The following is a 15,505-nucleotide window of genomic DNA, read 5'->3' as shown; positions in this document are numbered from 1 at the left end:
CCAGGCCCAGATCGTGAGTTCGCCTGTTCGTTTTCCATGAATCGGAGATCTAGTGCGCATCGCCTTTCTCACCACGACTCAGCATGGTCACCTCAACCCGTACATTCCGGTGGTCAGTGCGCTCCAAGCCGCCGGCAATGAGGTTGTGCTGCTGCTGCTGTCTGCGGACGGTGGCGCGCTCGGCGAGCAGCGTCGCCAGGCTCTGGGCGCGGCGGTGGTCCACATGGTCGGAGAGGTCCAGATGGCGCCGTGGAGCGACGATCCGGCAAAGATCGGTCCGATGCTCGAGTCGTCACCGGTGGCGGACCAGGTGGCTGATGCGCTGCGGGCGGCGGCGCCGGACTTCACGCTACTCGATTCGCTGCCGGTACTGGCGGCAGCGATGGCCGGGGCGCAGGCGTCCGGTGTGCCGTACGGGATGATATGGGCAAACCTGGGCGGAGTATGTCCAAGGGAGCGCCGGCAAGGTCGCTGGCTGTACGACGAACAGGTTGGCGACTACCTGACCAGGCGCGGAGTGTTGTGGTCGACCCGGACTCATTCGGCGCGTTCGCCGATTCTCAATCTCATGCCGACGATTCCCTCGCTCGTCGGAGATGAAGCGGTCACCGACGACGGTGTGCAGCTGGTCGGGTTGCCGGGTGCGGCAGGAAGACGCGGCGACGAGGTCGCCTTTCCCGGCCTGGAGGAGATCGACCCCGGCCGGCCGCTGGTGTTCGTCTCCTTCGGCACGATCTTCTTCAGGCGGCCCGACCTCCTCCGCACGGTGATCATGGGGGCGGTGAAGACCGGTGCGCAGGTGATCGCCTCAGTGGGAGATCTCGCTGAGGAACTCGCGCTGCCCGCTGACGTGCTTACCGCCCCGTACGTGCCACAACGTGAGGTGCTCGAGCGCGCCGATGCGTTCATCACCCACGGCGGCTACAACTCGGTGGCGGAGTCGATCCGGGCGGCGACACCAATGCTGGTGATCCCGCTGGCTGTGGACCAGCCCATTCAGGCGCACTTCGTAAAAACCGCAGGCTTCGGGACGGCATTGGAGCCGGCCGACGTCACAGAACAGGCGGTCGCCGACGCTGTCACCAATCTGCTTGATCCCGGCCGGGACTACCGGGCGCGGCTGCGCGCGGCGCAGCCCGAGTGCGGCGATTCCGCCGCGCGCACGGCAGAACTGGTCATCAGCATGGGCGAGAAGCTACCGCGAAAGGGGGAGCAGTGACGATAGAACTGCAGCGGCCGGTGGGCGAGCGGATCGTCTTCGACGATCTTGACAGTTTCTCATTCCGGGTGGACCGCCGGGCCTATACAGACGACGACGTGGCCGCACAGGAGATGACCAAGATCTTCGATCGTTGCTGGTTGTACGTCGGGCACGAATCGGAGGTGCCCGCGCCGGGCTCCTACGTGTCACGTGACGTGGGAGGGCGCCCGGTGGTCATGGCGCGCGGCTCCGACGGGGTGATTCGGGTGTTTGCCAACAGCTGCCCGCACCGCGGGGCTCTGATCTGCTCGCAGTCAGCCGGGCAGGCCAGATCGTTCCGGTGCCCGTACCACGACTGGACGTTCTCCAACCGGGGTGACCTGGTCGGAGTTCCGCTCCCGGACGGGTACGGCCCCGGCTTCCGCAAGTCCGACTTCGGCCTGTCGCGGCACCGCAGCGACAGTTACCGGGGTTTCGTGTTCGCGACCTTCGATCCTGAGCAGCCGCGCACCCTGACCGAGCATCTGGCGGGCGCGACGGAGTACCTCGATCTGATCGCCGACCAGTCCGAAGTGGGAATGGAGGTGATCCAAGGTGCGCAATTGCACGGGGCTCGGGCCAACTGGAAGCTCATGATGGAGAACAGCGTCGACATCTACCACTTCCGCGCCCTGCACAAGCGTTACGTGAGCTACATCGAGTCACTTGGGACGACGGCACCGCGACGACGAGGCGGCTTCGCCCGCGCGCTCGGACGGGGGCATGGCGCCAACGAGTTGGTACCGGCGGCAGCCCGACCGCTCGCCTACTGGACGCCGATGTTCCCCCCCGAGGTCAGGTCACGGATGGAGGCGACGGCCGCACGGTTCGTCGAACGGTTCGGCGCCGAACGCGCTCAACGGATCACCGGCGCCAACCGGGCGTTGATGATCTTCCCGAATCTGATGATCATCGACGCGATCGGGATCACCATCCGCAAGATCGACCCGGTCAGCGCCGGCCAGATGTCCATAACCTCAGTCGCGCTGGCCCCCAGGGACGAGGATCCGGACATCCGGGAACTGCGTAAGAGTCACTACCTGACCTTCCTCGGTCCCGCCGGCTTCGCCACCCCCGACGACATCGAGATCATCGAGTCCTGTCAACGGGGCTACCTCAATCGCACGCTCCGCTACTCCGACCTGTCACGCGGAATGGCCAAGGATGTCCCCGAGACCACCGACGAACTCCCGGCCCGCGAGTTCTGGCGGCAGTGGGACCGGCTGATGCACGACGGCGACGACGACCACGAGGAAGCTCACCACGTCACTCAGCGGGCCGAGAGGCAAGGGGCGCAACGGCGATGACCACCGACACGATCAACACCGAGCCGGCGGTAGACGAGTCGGCCCAGATGCGGCTGTGGCACCGGGTGAGCCAGTTCCTCTTCCGTGAGGCGCGGCTGCTCGACGAGTGGCGCCTGCGCGAGTGGTACGACGAGATGCTGACCGACGACATCCGCTACCTGGTGCCGGCTACCGACGTCCGGGGCGAGTCGACCGATGCGCTCGGGCTCATCGACGACAACGCCGCCCGGCTGCGCCAGCGGATCGAGCAACTCCTCAACGGCGAGGTGTGGTGCGAGAATCCCCGGTCGCGGACGAATCGGATGATCAGCAACGTGGAGATCCTGGCCGATCGGGGCAAGCACCTCGATGTGGCGGCGAATGTCGTCGTGTACCGGTTCGGGCACGGGCGCTCTGACTCCTACGTCGGAAAATGTCGGCTCGAACTCGCCGTCGAGGGCGAGTCGTTCCGGGTCCGGAGACGTCTCGTGGTGCTCGACCACGAGAGTCTTTACGAACACGGAAAGCTCAGCGTCATCCTCTGAGACCTGACAGGACACGGCCCTCCAGCCTTGGCGCAGGGGTGGGTCTGGTTCTGGCTGCGCCGTACCGCTGCTCGTCGCCTTCGTGGCGTCGTAGAAATTCACCGCTGTCCGACAGGCCACCTGGCAACACGAAGGAGTGATCGATGGACCAGTCGCTTGCCCGACATGAGCGGGGTGAGGCCATGTTCAAGCACGTCTTCGGCCGTGAACCCCGCCCAGGCTCCTATCCTGACTTCCTCCGGCTCACCATCGATCACTTGTTCGGTGAGATCTGGACCCGCCCGCACCTGAGCGTCGAGGAGCGCGAGTTGATCGCGCTGACCGCGGTCACCCTGGCCCGGACCGACTGGGAGCTGCGCGGCCACATCGGTGCCGCCCTGCACCTCGGGATGCCACGGGAGAAGATCGTCGAAATCATCATCCAGCTCGCCTACTACGGGGGCTGGCCGGTCGCCAACAACGGGCTGCGCATCGCCCAAGAGGTGTTCGCCGAGCTCGACGCTGGCAAGGACACCGACAATGACCAGTGACCCCGCTCCCCTCGACCCCGCCGTCAAGGTCGATCTCTGGCGCCAGCGGTTCTTCGAGGCCCAGGCGGCCGCCGAAGAGTTCATCCTCGGCGTGCACGGCGATGAGGGCGTGTCCGCGTGGATCCAGGCGAACTCGCGCATCACTGCGGACCTCCTGCAATCGCAGCGGCCCGCCGGAGAGTCTGCCACCGTCCACTTCATGACCCGGCTGCAGCGCCAACTGCTGCTCTACGACTCGGCAGTGACCAGCGAGCCCCAGCCCTCTGGCACCGTCCTGCGCAACGCCGAGTGTGGGATCCTGCGGTACCGCAGACAGGCCGCCAGCGCCGGCGTCAAACTGACTTTCGCATCACCATGTCCGTACTGTCAGGAACTCAACACCGCCATCGCCGCCCGCTACGTCGAATCGGACGTCACGGTGTCGTGCGAACAGTCAGGCGACGGATGCACCTGGCGCGCGGAATCCCGTCACGTTCCAGGGGACGGCGCGACCGGGTCACCTGACCGCGGCGGAACCGTAGATTAGACCGACAGCAGCGGCGTCGATCTTCGAGTGTCGGGCCGACATCGAACTTCTGGCAACTTGTTGCTCGGCTTCCCACGTCGGGAATTCCGGCTTCTGATTCGGAATGGAGACCGCCGATGAAGGCATCAGTCATTGTGCCGACATTCAACTCGTCCGCGCTGCTGGACAGATGCCTTCGCACGTTCCGTGCACAGAGGCTGGCCGCCTCCGATTCCCTCGAAGTGCTCGTCGTCGATGATGGATCGACCGACCCGACAGCAGAGACGGTGCAGCGTCACCTGATGGCCGACTCCCGGTTCCGCTACCTGCATCTGCCTCGTTCCGCGACGTCGTCGAGAAGTGCCGCAAGAAATCGCGGTGCGGCAGAGGCGACCGGCGACATCCTGATTTTTGTCGATGGCGATCAACTGGTTCCGCCCACCTTCGTCGATCGACATCTTCGCCACTACCGAGTCATGCCCGAGAAGAAGGCCGTCATCGGCTTCAGAAAATACCTGCGGGCTCCGGACGCGTTCGACGATCGCTTCATCAAGGACGGCGCCGAGGAATTCCTTGGCGGCTTGATCAAGAGCGACATCAGGCTGGACCTGCTGGATCGCCTGAGCCATCTCGGTGGCGACCTGAAGACGTCGTGGCATCTGTTCTTCACCTGCAACGTCTCTGTTCCGAGCGTCGACTACAAGCGCGTCGGTGGGTTCAACGAGGGATTTCGGGGATGGGGCCTGGAGGATTCCGAGTTGGGGTACAGGCTGGGGCGCTCCGGCACGCAGATCGTCTTCGACGAAGAAAGCTTCGCCTACCATCAAGGGCCGCCCCTGAGCCCCAACAAACCTGCCTACGAGGGGTGGCTGAAGAACTTGATCCTGTTCACTGCGCTGCACAAGGAAGCTCCCGAGGTGATCCTGCAGGCCATGCTTGCGCCGATCTTCAACCCTGCGGTCGGTGCCAACTGGACCGACCTCTACGAGCAGTTCGAGATGTGCGCAAGGTCGACCCCCGCAACCTTTCCTGGGTCACGTGTCCAGGTTGAGGACGACTTTCCTGCTCCTGTCGCGTAGGCAGAGCTGGGGACGGTTCCGACACGCTTCGGTGAACGTCCTCGCCTACACCTCCCTACGTCACTAGATTGATGAAGTCGCATACCCCGACCGAAGTCGTCGATGTTGCCGGCCTCGGTCGGCACGTCACGTGCAGGGCTCCTGCCATGCGCCGATAGGGTTCACAGCCGCACGGGAGGCGCCTGGTGGTGACGATGCACGAAAGGTCAGTGTGGGCGGAATTCGTTCACGGCCACAGGTCGCGCCTTGACGGGCGCATGAGCATCCTGCACCTGGTGCCCAACGCCGGTTGGCCGCTGGTTTCGTCCGCCGTGATGGTCCAGATCGCCGCAGGGATCCTGCCGGTCGCGTTCATCCTCGCCACCTCAGCCGTGGTCGCCCGAGTGCCGGACGCGGTAGCCGGCGGGCTCGGGTCGGTGGCCTGGAGCGATCTTCGGACCAACTTGATCCTCGCGGCGGCCGCGTTCTTCGGAGTGCAGCTGCTGCTGCCGGTACAGGAACTGCTCGGCAACCTGATCCGCCGTCGCCTCGACGACCTCGTCCGTGACCGGTTGATGGCGGCCTCCCAAGCGAGCGGCGGCGTGGCCGTCATGGAGGATCCAGAGCTGCTCGATCACGTCGCCGACGCCAAGGACCGGCTGCGGACCGAAATGTGGTCGCCGGGTGCCGCGGGCGCCGGTCAGATCGCGCTGATCTCGCGGTACCTACAGACCGTGCTCGCCGCTGGGCTCACGTCGGTCGCCTTCGTGTGGTGGGCCGGGCCAGCTCTGCTCGTCGCGGCCCTGACGATCCGCTTCGGCTACCGCCTCGGCCTGTCGGTGTTCACGGAGGTCTTCCGGAGCACCGCCCGGCTGCGGCGCCGCAGCGAATATCTCCGCACCATGCTGCTCCAGCCCGCGGCGGCGAAGGAGTTGCGGGTCTTCGGCCTTCTACCTTGGTTGCAGCAGGAGTACACGTCGGCCGCCATGGACGCCGTGCTCCCGGTCTGGCGGGCCCGGCGTCGGCTGTTCTACGGCCCGTACATTCTCTATGTTCTTGCCGCCTTCGTGCTGCTGGGCGCGGTGCTGACGGAAGCGGCTCAGGCAACGGCAGCCGGACTGCTCGGCTTGGGCGGGTTGATACTCGTATTCCAGGCGTCCCTGGCCGCCATGAGGATCGGCGGGTTCATCGCCGAGTCCGATGTGGCGACCGAGCAGGGCCTCAATGCCTACCGGTCGGTGGAGCGGATCGAGAGGATGAGCGAAGCCGACGCCCGCGCCACCGAGAGCGGCAGGGGTGATCCGGCTGGACTGCCCAGGACGGTGCTGAGATTCGACAAGGTGTCCTTCGCCTACCCGGGCGGGCCACCGGTGCTGAACGACCTTGACCTCACCATCGAGGCCGGCCGGTCGCTGGCGATCGTCGGCCTCAACGGCGCAGGCAAGACCACCCTCGTGAAACTGTTGGCCCGGCTCTACGAGCCGACGGCCGGGGTGATCACCGCTGACGGCGTCGACATCCGGACCTTCCCGGCCACGGCGTGGCAGCGCCGGGTTGCGGCGATCTTCCAGGACTTCACCCACTTCGAGTTGCCAGTGCGCGACAACGTCGCCTTCGGCGCGATCGAGATGCTCACAGAGACGGAGCGCGCCGACAAGGTGGTCCGGGCTGCCCTGGAGAAGGCCGGCGCGGCGGATTTCGTCAGTCATCTCCCCCGCGGCCTGGAGACTCCACTGTCGCGGCGATACGCCGGCGGCACCGAGCTGTCCGGCGGGCAGTGGCAGCGGATCGCGATCGCCCGCGCTCTCGTCGCCGTCGAGGGTGGCGCCAGCATTCTCGTCCTCGACGAGCCGACCGCCAACCTGGACGTGCGGTCGGAGGTGGCGTTCTTCGAGCGGTTCCTCGACCTGACCCGGGGAGTCACCAGCGTGGTCATCTCGCACCGGTTCTCCACGGTGCGCCGTGCCGACCGGATCGTCGTGCTGGAACACGGTCGCGTCGTCGAGGAAGGCACCCACCAAGAACTGCTCGCCCTCGACGGTCGCTACGCGGAGCTGTTTCGGCTTCAGGCTGCGCGGTTCACCGAGGAAGAGGGAGAAGGCAGTGAATAGAATTCCGCGCAGTGTCGGCGCGACGCTGGCCTCGGCGTGGCGACTCGACCCGGGAAGGCTGATCACCGCCGCCCTGTTGATGATGCTCGGCGCCGTGAGTGGCCCCCTGCTGGCGCTCTTTCTGGGTGTGGCAGTCGACGCGGCCCTCGACCGGCGGACCGATGTCGCGGTCTGGACAGCGGCGGCCGCCGCCGTGAGTGTCCTGCTCAGCTTGACGATGGAGCACTTCGCCCACATCTTCTTCTTCGAGCTCGGTGATCTGCACAAGCAGGATACCGAGCGTCAGCTCGGCGACCTGGCGCACGGGCCGGTCGGGCTGGCGCTGCACGAACGGCGGGACGCCGCAGATCGCTTCGAGCTGCTCCGACAGCAGTCGTGGACGCTGAGTCAGAGCGTGCAGACCGTCCTGACGATCGGGGTGCTACTCACCCAGATCACCCTGACCGCTGTGCTGCTCGCCCGCATCGAGCCGTGGCTGCTCCTGCTGCCGGTCTTCGGTGTCCCCCCGCTGATCGCCGGGCGGCTGGCCGAGAAGCGGCTGGAACGTGCCGAACTCGCGACCGCCGAGTCGACCCGCATGAGCTGGCACCTGTTCGATCTGGCCCTCAGCTCGATCGCTGCCAAGGAGATTCGGCTCTTCGGGCTCGGCGGAGAGCTCCGCCGCCGCCACGGGATGGTCCGCCGCGAGGTGGACAGCCGCTTGCGCCGGGCTGAATGTGCCGGCGCGGCCCTGCGGTTCACCGGTCAGCTGATCTTCGCGCTCGGGTACATCGGCTCCATCGTCCTGGTCGTCCGCGCCGCTATCAGCGGCGAGCGCACCGTCGGCGACGTCGTCCTCGCCATCACGCTGGCCGTGCAGACCAACGCGCAAGCTGCCGGCGCCGTCGCGCTCGCCCAGGCGCTGCAACGCAACGCCCGCGCCTTCGGCTGGTTGAGCTGGATCCGCGACGCCACGCCGCCGGAACCCGGCCCGCCGGCTGACCAGACACCGCCCGCCGTCCTCACCGACGGCATCGAGCTGCGTGACGTCGCGTTCCGCTACCCGGGCACCGATACCGACGTGCTGCAAGGCCTCAACCTGCGCATCCCTTCCGGCACGATCGTGGCCATCGTCGGCGACAACGGTGCCGGCAAGTCCACCCTGGTCAAGCTGCTCTGCCAGTTCTACCGGCCGACCGCAGGCGAGATCACCATAGATGGCGCCGACCTGCGGCGGCTCGACCCGCTGGGATGGCGCCGACGGATCTCCGCCAGCTTCCAGGACTACGTCCGGCTGGAGCTGCGGGCCAGAAGCAGCGTCGGCCTCGGTGACCTGCCTCGATTCGACGAACCAGGCGTGGTGGAGCGGGCGGTCCGGCGAGCAGACGCGCAGGAGGTGATCGACCGGCTGCCGATCGGCCTGGAGACCTACCTGGGCAAGTCCTACGACAACGGCGTTGAACTGTCGGGCGGGCAGTGGCAGCGCATCGCGTTGAGCCGGTCGATGATGCGCGACGATCCGCTGCTGCTGTTGCTCGACGAGCCCGCCGCCGCCTTGGACCCGCTGACCGAGCATGCCTTGTTCGACCGGTACTCCGACGCGGCGCGTGACGTGGGGATCCGTACCGGCGGCGTCACGGTCTTCGTGTCACACCGGTTCTCGACCGTCCGGATGGCTGACTTGATCCTGGTCGTGTCGGACGGGCGGATCGCAGAGTCCGGCAGCCACGACGAGCTTCTGGCGCTCAACGGGATGTACGCCGAGTTCTTCAGTCTGCAGGCGGCCGCCTATCGCTGATCGCTGATCGTCAAGGCTTCACAGGTGTCACCGGGCCAGCTCGACGAGCCCCGCCCACAGCGCCCGCTCGGGATCGAGGTGGGCGCCGGCATCGCAGAACGCCTTGGGCTGGCCCGGCCGCCCCTCCCCGTCGACGAGCATCAGCCACAGGGCGGGGATCTTCTCCGGAATGGTGATGTCGAAGACGTGCAGCCGGCTGCAGTGGCCGTTGCCCAACACCCTCGGTGCCCTCGGCGCTGCCGGGACCATCGCCCTGCTCAGTCGGCCGGTGCAGGCGCGCCTGGTCGCCAGCCTGCGCCCGTGAACAGCCCTCGACCGGCGACGCCCTCCGTCCACGGCGTACCGCTGCCCGCAGCCGGCCTGGACGAGTTCCAGCACACCCCCGCCCGGTTGAACGTCTGCGCTCTGCTCGCCCCGGCCGAGTGGGTGCTGTTCTCCTTCCTGCGCGACAGCATCGGCACCAGCGACTCCAACGCCTACCTGGCCAGCCGTGAAGATCTCGTCGCGCGAGCGCGCGGCACAGCCGAAAGCGCACGCCAGCGTCCGGCTGGCGGTGACCGGCTCGCCGACGACGGTGGGCGCCCCCTGCCGGTGGACGACCGCTTGTCCGAAAGCGGTCAACCCACTCGGGACGGCGTCTTCTCGTCGCCGAACTGATCGGCGAAGTCGAGCCAGCCGCTGGCACAGGCACGGGCGACCGCGTCCAACGAATGCCGGCAGTGCACGGGTGCCACGCCCTCCATCGAGCCGGGCTGCTCGAGGAACGCCAGCGTGGCCGACACCAGTCGGAGCAGCGCCCGGCCCTGGTCCGTGTAGCGCAGCGCCGGCTCCTGGACCAGCCACTCCAACTGGGCCCGAATCCTGCGCACGCTGAGCTGGCCGGCGTCCGCCGCGACCCGCTGTGCCGCCACGGGCCGCGCCGCGCCAGCGGTGTGGCTGACCAGCTCGGGCTCACCGCCCAACATCCGCCGCCGTACGTCCAGGGCGGTGCCGACGGACACGCCGGCGCGGCGGGCCACCTCGCGCAGGCTGGTGGACGGTTCCTCGCGCATGATCTCCTCGGCCGTCCGGCGGCCCGCCTCGGCGGAGAGCGGGTGGCGCCTGCCGTCGCGGCCGATCCGGGTCCCGAGCCGCTGACCGAGGTCGGTCGAATCCTGTCGCACCTTCGCGACCGTACGCGGCGCGACCCCGCACACGGAGGCGATCCAGCGGTCCGACCAGTCGGGATACGTGTGCAGGATGCGCCGTACCGCCGCCGCCCGGTCCTTCCCGCGCAGTGCCTTGCCGTGGGCCGCGTTGAGCCGCACCGCGAGGACGAACGCCTCCTCGGGGGTCCCGTCGAAGTACACCACGGGCACCTGCCGCTGGCCACGCGTGCGCGCCGCGGCCAGCCGGTGCAGCCCGTCCACCACCCGCATCGTCGACCGGTGCACGACCAGTGGCGGCAGCTCGTCCGCCAGCCCGGCCAGGTGTCGCACATGAGAGCCATCGATGCCGTCGAGCCGGGGTGAGAGCCCGTCCCGCAGCAGGGCGACGTCCACCTGTTCGACCTTGCCACGGATGCGCTCGAGCGCATCCGCCACATGATCCGCCGCCGAAGCGGCCTGCGGAAGTGCGACGTCGGTCCTCGCCGCCGGTACAGGACACATCTGCCTTTTTCCCATCAGGAAGCCGCGACCCGGACAACCCCGTCGGTCGGGTGGGCAGCTAGAAGCTAGCGCGCTCCGGAGACCGGTGGGTACAACCGCCGTACACGCTGCGTACAAGCCGCTCGCAGGCTCGGCCGACGACCGGCACCGCGTGACCCACCCGCCCGCACCCGGGCAACGGGAAGGGGCCCGGGGGCGGTCAGCCCACGGGCCCCTTCCAGGTCCAGCCTCCGGTCAGTCGACGGGAGGCGGTGGGGGAAGCACGTGCCGGTGGAAGACCGGACGCTCGGTCGCTGCGCTGGTCGTACGGGCACGGGCCGCGCCGGCGATCCACGAGGTCGGCTCCTGGACGGTGTACAACCGCAGCGAGCCGGCGGGGGTACGGGCGAGGTAGGCCACGTTCGCCCCGTTGGCGTTGACGAAGCTGAACGCGGTCGGGTCGGTGGCGTAGGTCTCGAACGTGTCCTGCGCCGGGATCCAGGCGCCCCACGTGCCGCTGCCCTGCGCCGTCTCGGCGGCGTAGTGGATGTAGCCGTCGGTGCCGCGCACGTAGACCCCGATCCGGCCGGTGACCGGGCTCAGCAGCGCGCTCGGCGCACCCGCCGGGGCGACGCCGGAGCCGCCGACCTGCGTCCACGTTCCGGTGAAGGTGCCGTCGACACGGCGTTCCGTGGCCGCGATCCGGCCGGCGGAGTTCCGCGAGAAGATCCGCAGCCGGTAGCCGGGCATCACCACCACGGCCGGGGTGCCGGTGAAGCCGCTGCCGCCGAGGCTGGTCCACGCCCCCAGCGTGCCTCCCGTGTACACGGCCGCCTGCAAGGTGCCGGCGCTGTCCGCGACGACAACCAGGGCGCTCGCGTTGGCCAGGGGGACCGCCACCGGGGTGCCGGTCAGGCCGGTGCCACCGAGCTTGCGCCAGGCCAGCAGGTCCGCGTGCGCCGGGTCCTGCCGCCGGGCCCACAGGGCGCCGCCCGCGTCCACCGCGAACACGACTTCACGCTGGTCGGAGAGGCGTGCCACGGCGGGGCTGGTGGCCATCCGGCCGCCCAGGTCGGCCCAGCCACCCCAGCCGGGGCTGCCGGCGGCCGACTGGGTACGGGTCCAGACATCGCTGTTGATGTTGCGAGCAGTGACCCGGACCAGGTTCTGGGTGTTCTCCGACACCGCCGGCACGCCGCTGAAGCCCTCGCTGCCGGAGACCGCGGTCAGTTGCAGCGAGCTGAAGTTGTCCGGGCTCATCCGGCCGTGCAGCAGCCGGCCGATGTTGTCGGTGTGCGCGAGCTCGATGCTGTTGGAGCTGGCCTGCGTCACGCTCGCCGCGGCGTACTGGGCCACCGGCACCGCCGGCCGGGCCGGGACGTGCGAGGCGGTCAACGTGCAGGCGTTGGTGATGGCCGCGACGTTGCTGAAGCTCTGCCAGCCGGAGGTGCTGATGGTCCGGCGCAGGACCACCCAGGTGTTGTTGTCCTCGCGGAAGCGGTACTGCGCCATGAGCCCGCCGGCCTCGATGCCGAACAGGGTGTCCCCGCCGGCCGAGACGACGCCCTTGGTGAACACGTTCCAGCCCGTGCCGAGCGACTGGTGGTAGTCGATCCACCGCTGGCTGTCCGCGTCGTACCGGTAGCGGTAGAGCCGGCCGTCGGTGGCGTCCCGGGCGAACAGCACGCCCTGGCCGGCGGCGACGATGAGGTTGTACCGGCCCCACCCGGTGTCGAGCAGGCGGTCCGAGAAGGCCCACGCGCCGGCCGCCTCGTCGTAGCGGTAGGTGCGCAGCCTGCCCAGCCCGTCGACGGCGTAGAAGTCGCCCCGCTCGTCGACAGTAATCTTGTTCCGGGCGCTGGCGCTCGCGAACTGGGTGAAGCCGGTGCTGATCCGCTGGCCTTCGCTGCCGTTGATCTTCTCCCACCCGCTGCTCGTCCAGCGGTAGCGGTACAGCCCGCTCGCGTTGATGCCGTAGACCCGCCCGTCCGGGCCACCGATGACCCGGCCGTAGGTCTGCCAGCCGTTGCCGATCTGGCTGCGGCTCGCGAAGCTCAGGCTCGTGCTGCCGGGTGAGTTGACCGGGTAACGCCAGAGCCTGCCGCCGGTGTCCGCGCCGAAGAACGACGTCTGGGCGACGCAGCTCACCGTGTCGGCGGCGTGCGCGGGCGTCGGCTGGACCACCGCCAGCAGCGCCGCGGCCAGCGCCGCGACCTGCGCGGCGGCCAGCCCGCCGCGCCATCGTGACCGATTCATGACATGCCTTTCCATCGAGCTGGCGTCCCCGGTCGCCGCCGGTTCCCTTCAGGAGCGGCGTGCCGGTGGACGGCCAGCTGATCAATATCGGGAGGTGAGGTGCTGGTGTACCGGTGTCGGGTGGGCGCGCAACCCTGCCGCGCCCACCCGTGGTGCTCAGGCCGGTGGGGCGGGAAGGGTGTGCGCGGCGAAGACGCCGCGCGCGACCGCCGGGACGGCGGCCTCTCCGGCCTCGTCCGTCGCCGTGGTCGAGTTACGGCCGGCCGCGCTGGCGAGGCCGGCGACCGGTTGCCGTTCGTAGATGCGGCTGGCGTTGTTGGCGTTGCGGAACAGGATCAGCCACGTCTGCCCCGCGCTGTTGGTCACCGGCACGATCGTCGGATCCGTCGCCGTGGCCTCGAACAGGTCCGGGATCGCCGGGGACCACCCGCTGAACTCACCCGAGGCCTGCGTCGTCTCCCAGGACAGCATCACCTGACCCGACGGGCTGCGGGTGACCACCGCCGTACGACCCAGCACCGGATCCAGCACCGCCGCCGGCGCGCCCGCCGACACGTACGACCCCAGCGACGTCCACGCTGCCGGGAACGTCCCCGCCGCGTCCTGGTACTTCGTCGCGATCGTCCCGTCGACCGTCCGCACGAACACCCGCATCCGGTAGCCGGGATACGTCACCACGGCCGGGGCGCCGGTGCCGGTGCCACCGAGGTTCGTCCACGCCGACAGGACGCCCTCGACGAACTCCGTCGTCGCCACCGCGCCCGACGCCGTACGCAGGAACAACCGCACGCCGGTGCGGGTCGGCGCGACGACCGGGGTGCCGGTGAAGTCCTGGTCGGCCAGGGGCCGCCAAGCCGGGATCGTGCCCGTCTGCTGGTGGACCCACAGTTTCCCGTCGGCGTCCACCGCGAACACGGCCATCGTCCCGGACGGCAGCCGGGTCACGGCCGGAGCCCCGGCCATCGAGCCGCCGAAGTCCGCCCAGGCGCCCCACGTCGCCGCACCCACCGCCGTCTGCGTCTTCGCCCACACGTCCGAATCCGAGTAACGGGCCGCCACCTGCACCCGGCCGTCACCCAGCACGCCCAGCGACGGCCGGCCCGAGAACGCCTCGTTGCCCGACACCACGGTCCACTGCACCGAACCGAAGTTGTCCACGTCGGTCTGGTGCCCGATCAGCACCCGGCCGATGTTGTCGGTGTACGCGTACTCGACCATCCCCAGCGACGCGCCCGCCACCGGGCCGGCCTGCGCACCCACCGACGCCGCGTACGACTCCACCTCCGCCGGCGGGACCGGATCGGCGAAGTATCCCTGGATGTCCACGATGAGGCGGGTGGACGTGGGCAGCGTGTGCCTCAGCCGGATCGCGCCGTCGGTGCCGGGCTGGACGACGGCCAGGGCGCCCACGGTATGGGTCTTGCGCATGTGCACCTGGTAGGTGGACGGCACGGCACCGCCCGTCGGCCACACCTGGACGCTGCCGGCGGCGCCTGGGGCGACGGCGGTCACGTTGAGGACCACGCCGGCGACGCCCCGGGTGGGCATCCCGAGCTTGCCGGTCACCTGCACGTCGACCACCCCGCCCGCCGCGACGGAGCCGTCGTACAGCCGGGTGGCCGCCAGGTGGCGGAAACCGGCTCCCTGACCGGCCTCGCCGCTGACGTAGCCGTACGGCGCGACGACCAGGTCGACGGCGGCCCCGCTCTTGTTGAAGAAGGTGGCCTGCCCGGCCGAGGAGAGCGGCACCGAGACGAGGTGCCCCTGGTGCCCGGTCTCCTCGAAGCTCACCGCCGAGTGCGACGGCGCGCCGCCGCCGGCCGGCATCACGCCGAACCAACCCGGCGCGGTCACGTTGACGGCGATCACGTTGGCCAGCACGGCGGTCGCGGTCGCCGGGATCGCGCCGCCGGTCAGGGTCACCGTGCGGGAGCCCTGCGCGGGGACCTTCGCCTTGGTCGTTCCCGTGCCGTCCCGGGTGTCGACCAACTTGTTCGGCACGACCGGCACGAACCCGCCGCCGCCCCCGACCGTGGAGCGGAAGTAGCCCTGCGCGGTGACGATGACGTGCGAGCTGCCGGAGTCCTGCCGGACGGCTATCCGGCCGTTGCTGCCCGGCCGGACGACCGCGGTGTTGGAGATCTGCTCCTTCGGGGAGGTGTTGAGCATCGAGACCCCGTTCGGCGTGGTGCCGTCCGGGTAGGCCCGCAGGTAGGTGGTGGCGGTGCCGTCCGTCGTCACCAGCCGGATCAGCACCGCGCTCACCCCGGCGGAGGGAACGCCACCGACGCCCAGCACCGGGAACGACACCACGCCGCCGGCCCCGACGACGCCGGTGCGCCCGCCGACCCCGGAACGGGTGTCCAGCAACGCGACTCCGCTGGGCAGCGGCACGTAGTCGCCGCCCAACCCGGCCGCGTCCGCGGCGGCGGGCGACGGCCGCGAGACGGCCACGCCCAACGCCGCCACCAGCAGCACCAACACGGTCAGCAGCCGGGCCGGCCGCCGTCTGTACGTGCCTTCGGTCAACACGTCACTTCCCTTGTCGTCGTTGTTCGCCTGTGGATGT

13 protein-coding genes are annotated in these 15,505 nt (G+C 69.2%); 9 read left to right on the top strand and 4 right to left on the bottom strand.

Features of this window, described 5'->3' with window-relative positions; all coding sequences use genetic code 11:
* Nucleotides 1-52: 52 nt before the first annotated feature.
* The 8 genes from ACN27A_RS28115 to ACN27A_RS28080 all read left to right on the top strand — a co-directional run bounded on the left by ACN27A_RS28115 (nt 53) and on the right by ACN27A_RS28080 (nt 9,052).
* Nucleotides 53-1,219, top strand: coding sequence for a nucleotide disphospho-sugar-binding domain-containing protein (locus tag ACN27A_RS28115; protein WP_421457585.1), 1,167 nt, complete (start codon nt 53-55; stop codon nt 1,217-1,219).
* Complete coding sequence (locus ACN27A_RS28110; protein ID WP_421457583.1) at nt 1,216-2,547, top strand: aromatic ring-hydroxylating oxygenase subunit alpha; 1,332 nt, start codon at nt 1,216-1,218, stop codon at nt 2,545-2,547. The genes ACN27A_RS28115 and ACN27A_RS28110 overlap by 4 nt, the downstream gene beginning before the upstream one ends.
* Entirely contained in the window at nt 2,544-3,071 is a 528-nt protein-coding gene (locus ACN27A_RS28105) for an aromatic-ring-hydroxylating dioxygenase subunit beta (protein WP_421457581.1), read from the top strand. The genes ACN27A_RS28110 and ACN27A_RS28105 overlap by 4 nt, the downstream gene beginning before the upstream one ends.
* A gap of 143 nt (nt 3,072-3,214) precedes the next feature.
* Nucleotides 3,215-3,601, top strand: a complete 387-nt coding sequence (locus ACN27A_RS28100) for a carboxymuconolactone decarboxylase family protein (RefSeq protein WP_421457579.1) — start codon at nt 3,215-3,217, stop codon at nt 3,599-3,601.
* A complete protein-coding gene (locus tag ACN27A_RS28095; RefSeq protein ID WP_421457578.1) occupies nt 3,591-4,127 on the top strand; it encodes a hypothetical protein in 537 nt (178 codons plus the stop codon). The genes ACN27A_RS28100 and ACN27A_RS28095 overlap by 11 nt, the downstream gene beginning before the upstream one ends.
* Before the next feature lie 116 nt (nt 4,128-4,243).
* Nucleotides 4,244-5,185, top strand: coding sequence for a glycosyltransferase family 2 protein (locus ACN27A_RS28090; protein ID WP_421457576.1), 942 nt, complete (start codon nt 4,244-4,246; stop codon nt 5,183-5,185).
* Nucleotides 5,186-5,379: 194 nt separating this feature from the next.
* Entirely contained in the window at nt 5,380-7,275 is a 1,896-nt protein-coding gene (locus ACN27A_RS28085) for an ABC transporter ATP-binding protein (protein ID WP_421458636.1), read from the top strand.
* Complete coding sequence (locus tag ACN27A_RS28080; protein ID WP_421457574.1) at nt 7,268-9,052, top strand: ABC transporter ATP-binding protein; 1,785 nt, start codon at nt 7,268-7,270, stop codon at nt 9,050-9,052. Before ACN27A_RS28085 ends, ACN27A_RS28080 begins: the two co-directional genes overlap by 8 nt.
* A 27-nt stretch (nt 9,053-9,079) precedes the next feature.
* Here ACN27A_RS28080 and ACN27A_RS28075 read toward each other — a convergent pair whose 3' ends face one another.
* Complete coding sequence (locus ACN27A_RS28075) at nt 9,080-9,388, bottom strand: YcaO-like family protein (protein ID WP_421458634.1); 309 nt, start codon at nt 9,386-9,388, stop codon at nt 9,080-9,082.
* Here ACN27A_RS28075 and ACN27A_RS28070 point away from each other — a divergent pair.
* The gene (locus tag ACN27A_RS28070; RefSeq protein ID WP_421458759.1) at nt 9,353-9,709 is read left to right on the top strand and encodes a hypothetical protein; all 357 of its coding nucleotides are present in this window, start codon (nt 9,353-9,355) and stop codon (nt 9,707-9,709) included. The two genes, ACN27A_RS28075 and ACN27A_RS28070, sit on opposite strands and share 36 nt — an antisense overlap.
* Here the strand turns inward: ACN27A_RS28070 and ACN27A_RS28065 are convergent.
* The 3 genes from ACN27A_RS28065 to ACN27A_RS28055 all read right to left on the bottom strand — a co-directional run bounded on the left by ACN27A_RS28065 (nt 9,670) and on the right by ACN27A_RS28055 (nt 15,468).
* Complete coding sequence (locus tag ACN27A_RS28065; RefSeq protein WP_421457572.1) at nt 9,670-10,635, bottom strand: transcriptional regulator protein; 966 nt, start codon at nt 10,633-10,635, stop codon at nt 9,670-9,672. The two genes, ACN27A_RS28070 and ACN27A_RS28065, sit on opposite strands and share 40 nt — an antisense overlap.
* Nucleotides 10,636-10,935: 300 nt before the next feature.
* On the bottom strand, nt 10,936-12,936 hold the full coding sequence (locus ACN27A_RS28060; protein ID WP_421457570.1) for a tachylectin-related carbohydrate-binding protein: 2,001 nt from the start codon (nt 12,934-12,936) through the stop codon (nt 10,936-10,938).
* 156 nt (nt 12,937-13,092) lie between these two features.
* A complete protein-coding gene (locus ACN27A_RS28055) occupies nt 13,093-15,468 on the bottom strand; it encodes a hypothetical protein (RefSeq protein WP_421457569.1) in 2,376 nt (791 codons plus the stop codon).
* Nucleotides 15,469-15,505: the final 37 nt, after the last annotated feature.

It is taken from the genome of Micromonospora sp. WMMD737, assembly GCF_049179055.1.
In the GTDB taxonomy this organism is placed as follows: Bacteria; Actinomycetota; Actinomycetes; order Mycobacteriales; family Micromonosporaceae; genus Micromonospora; species Micromonospora reichwaldensis.
The sequence above is the reverse complement of the archived record's forward strand: the minus strand, read 5'-3'. Positions and strand labels throughout refer to the sequence as shown.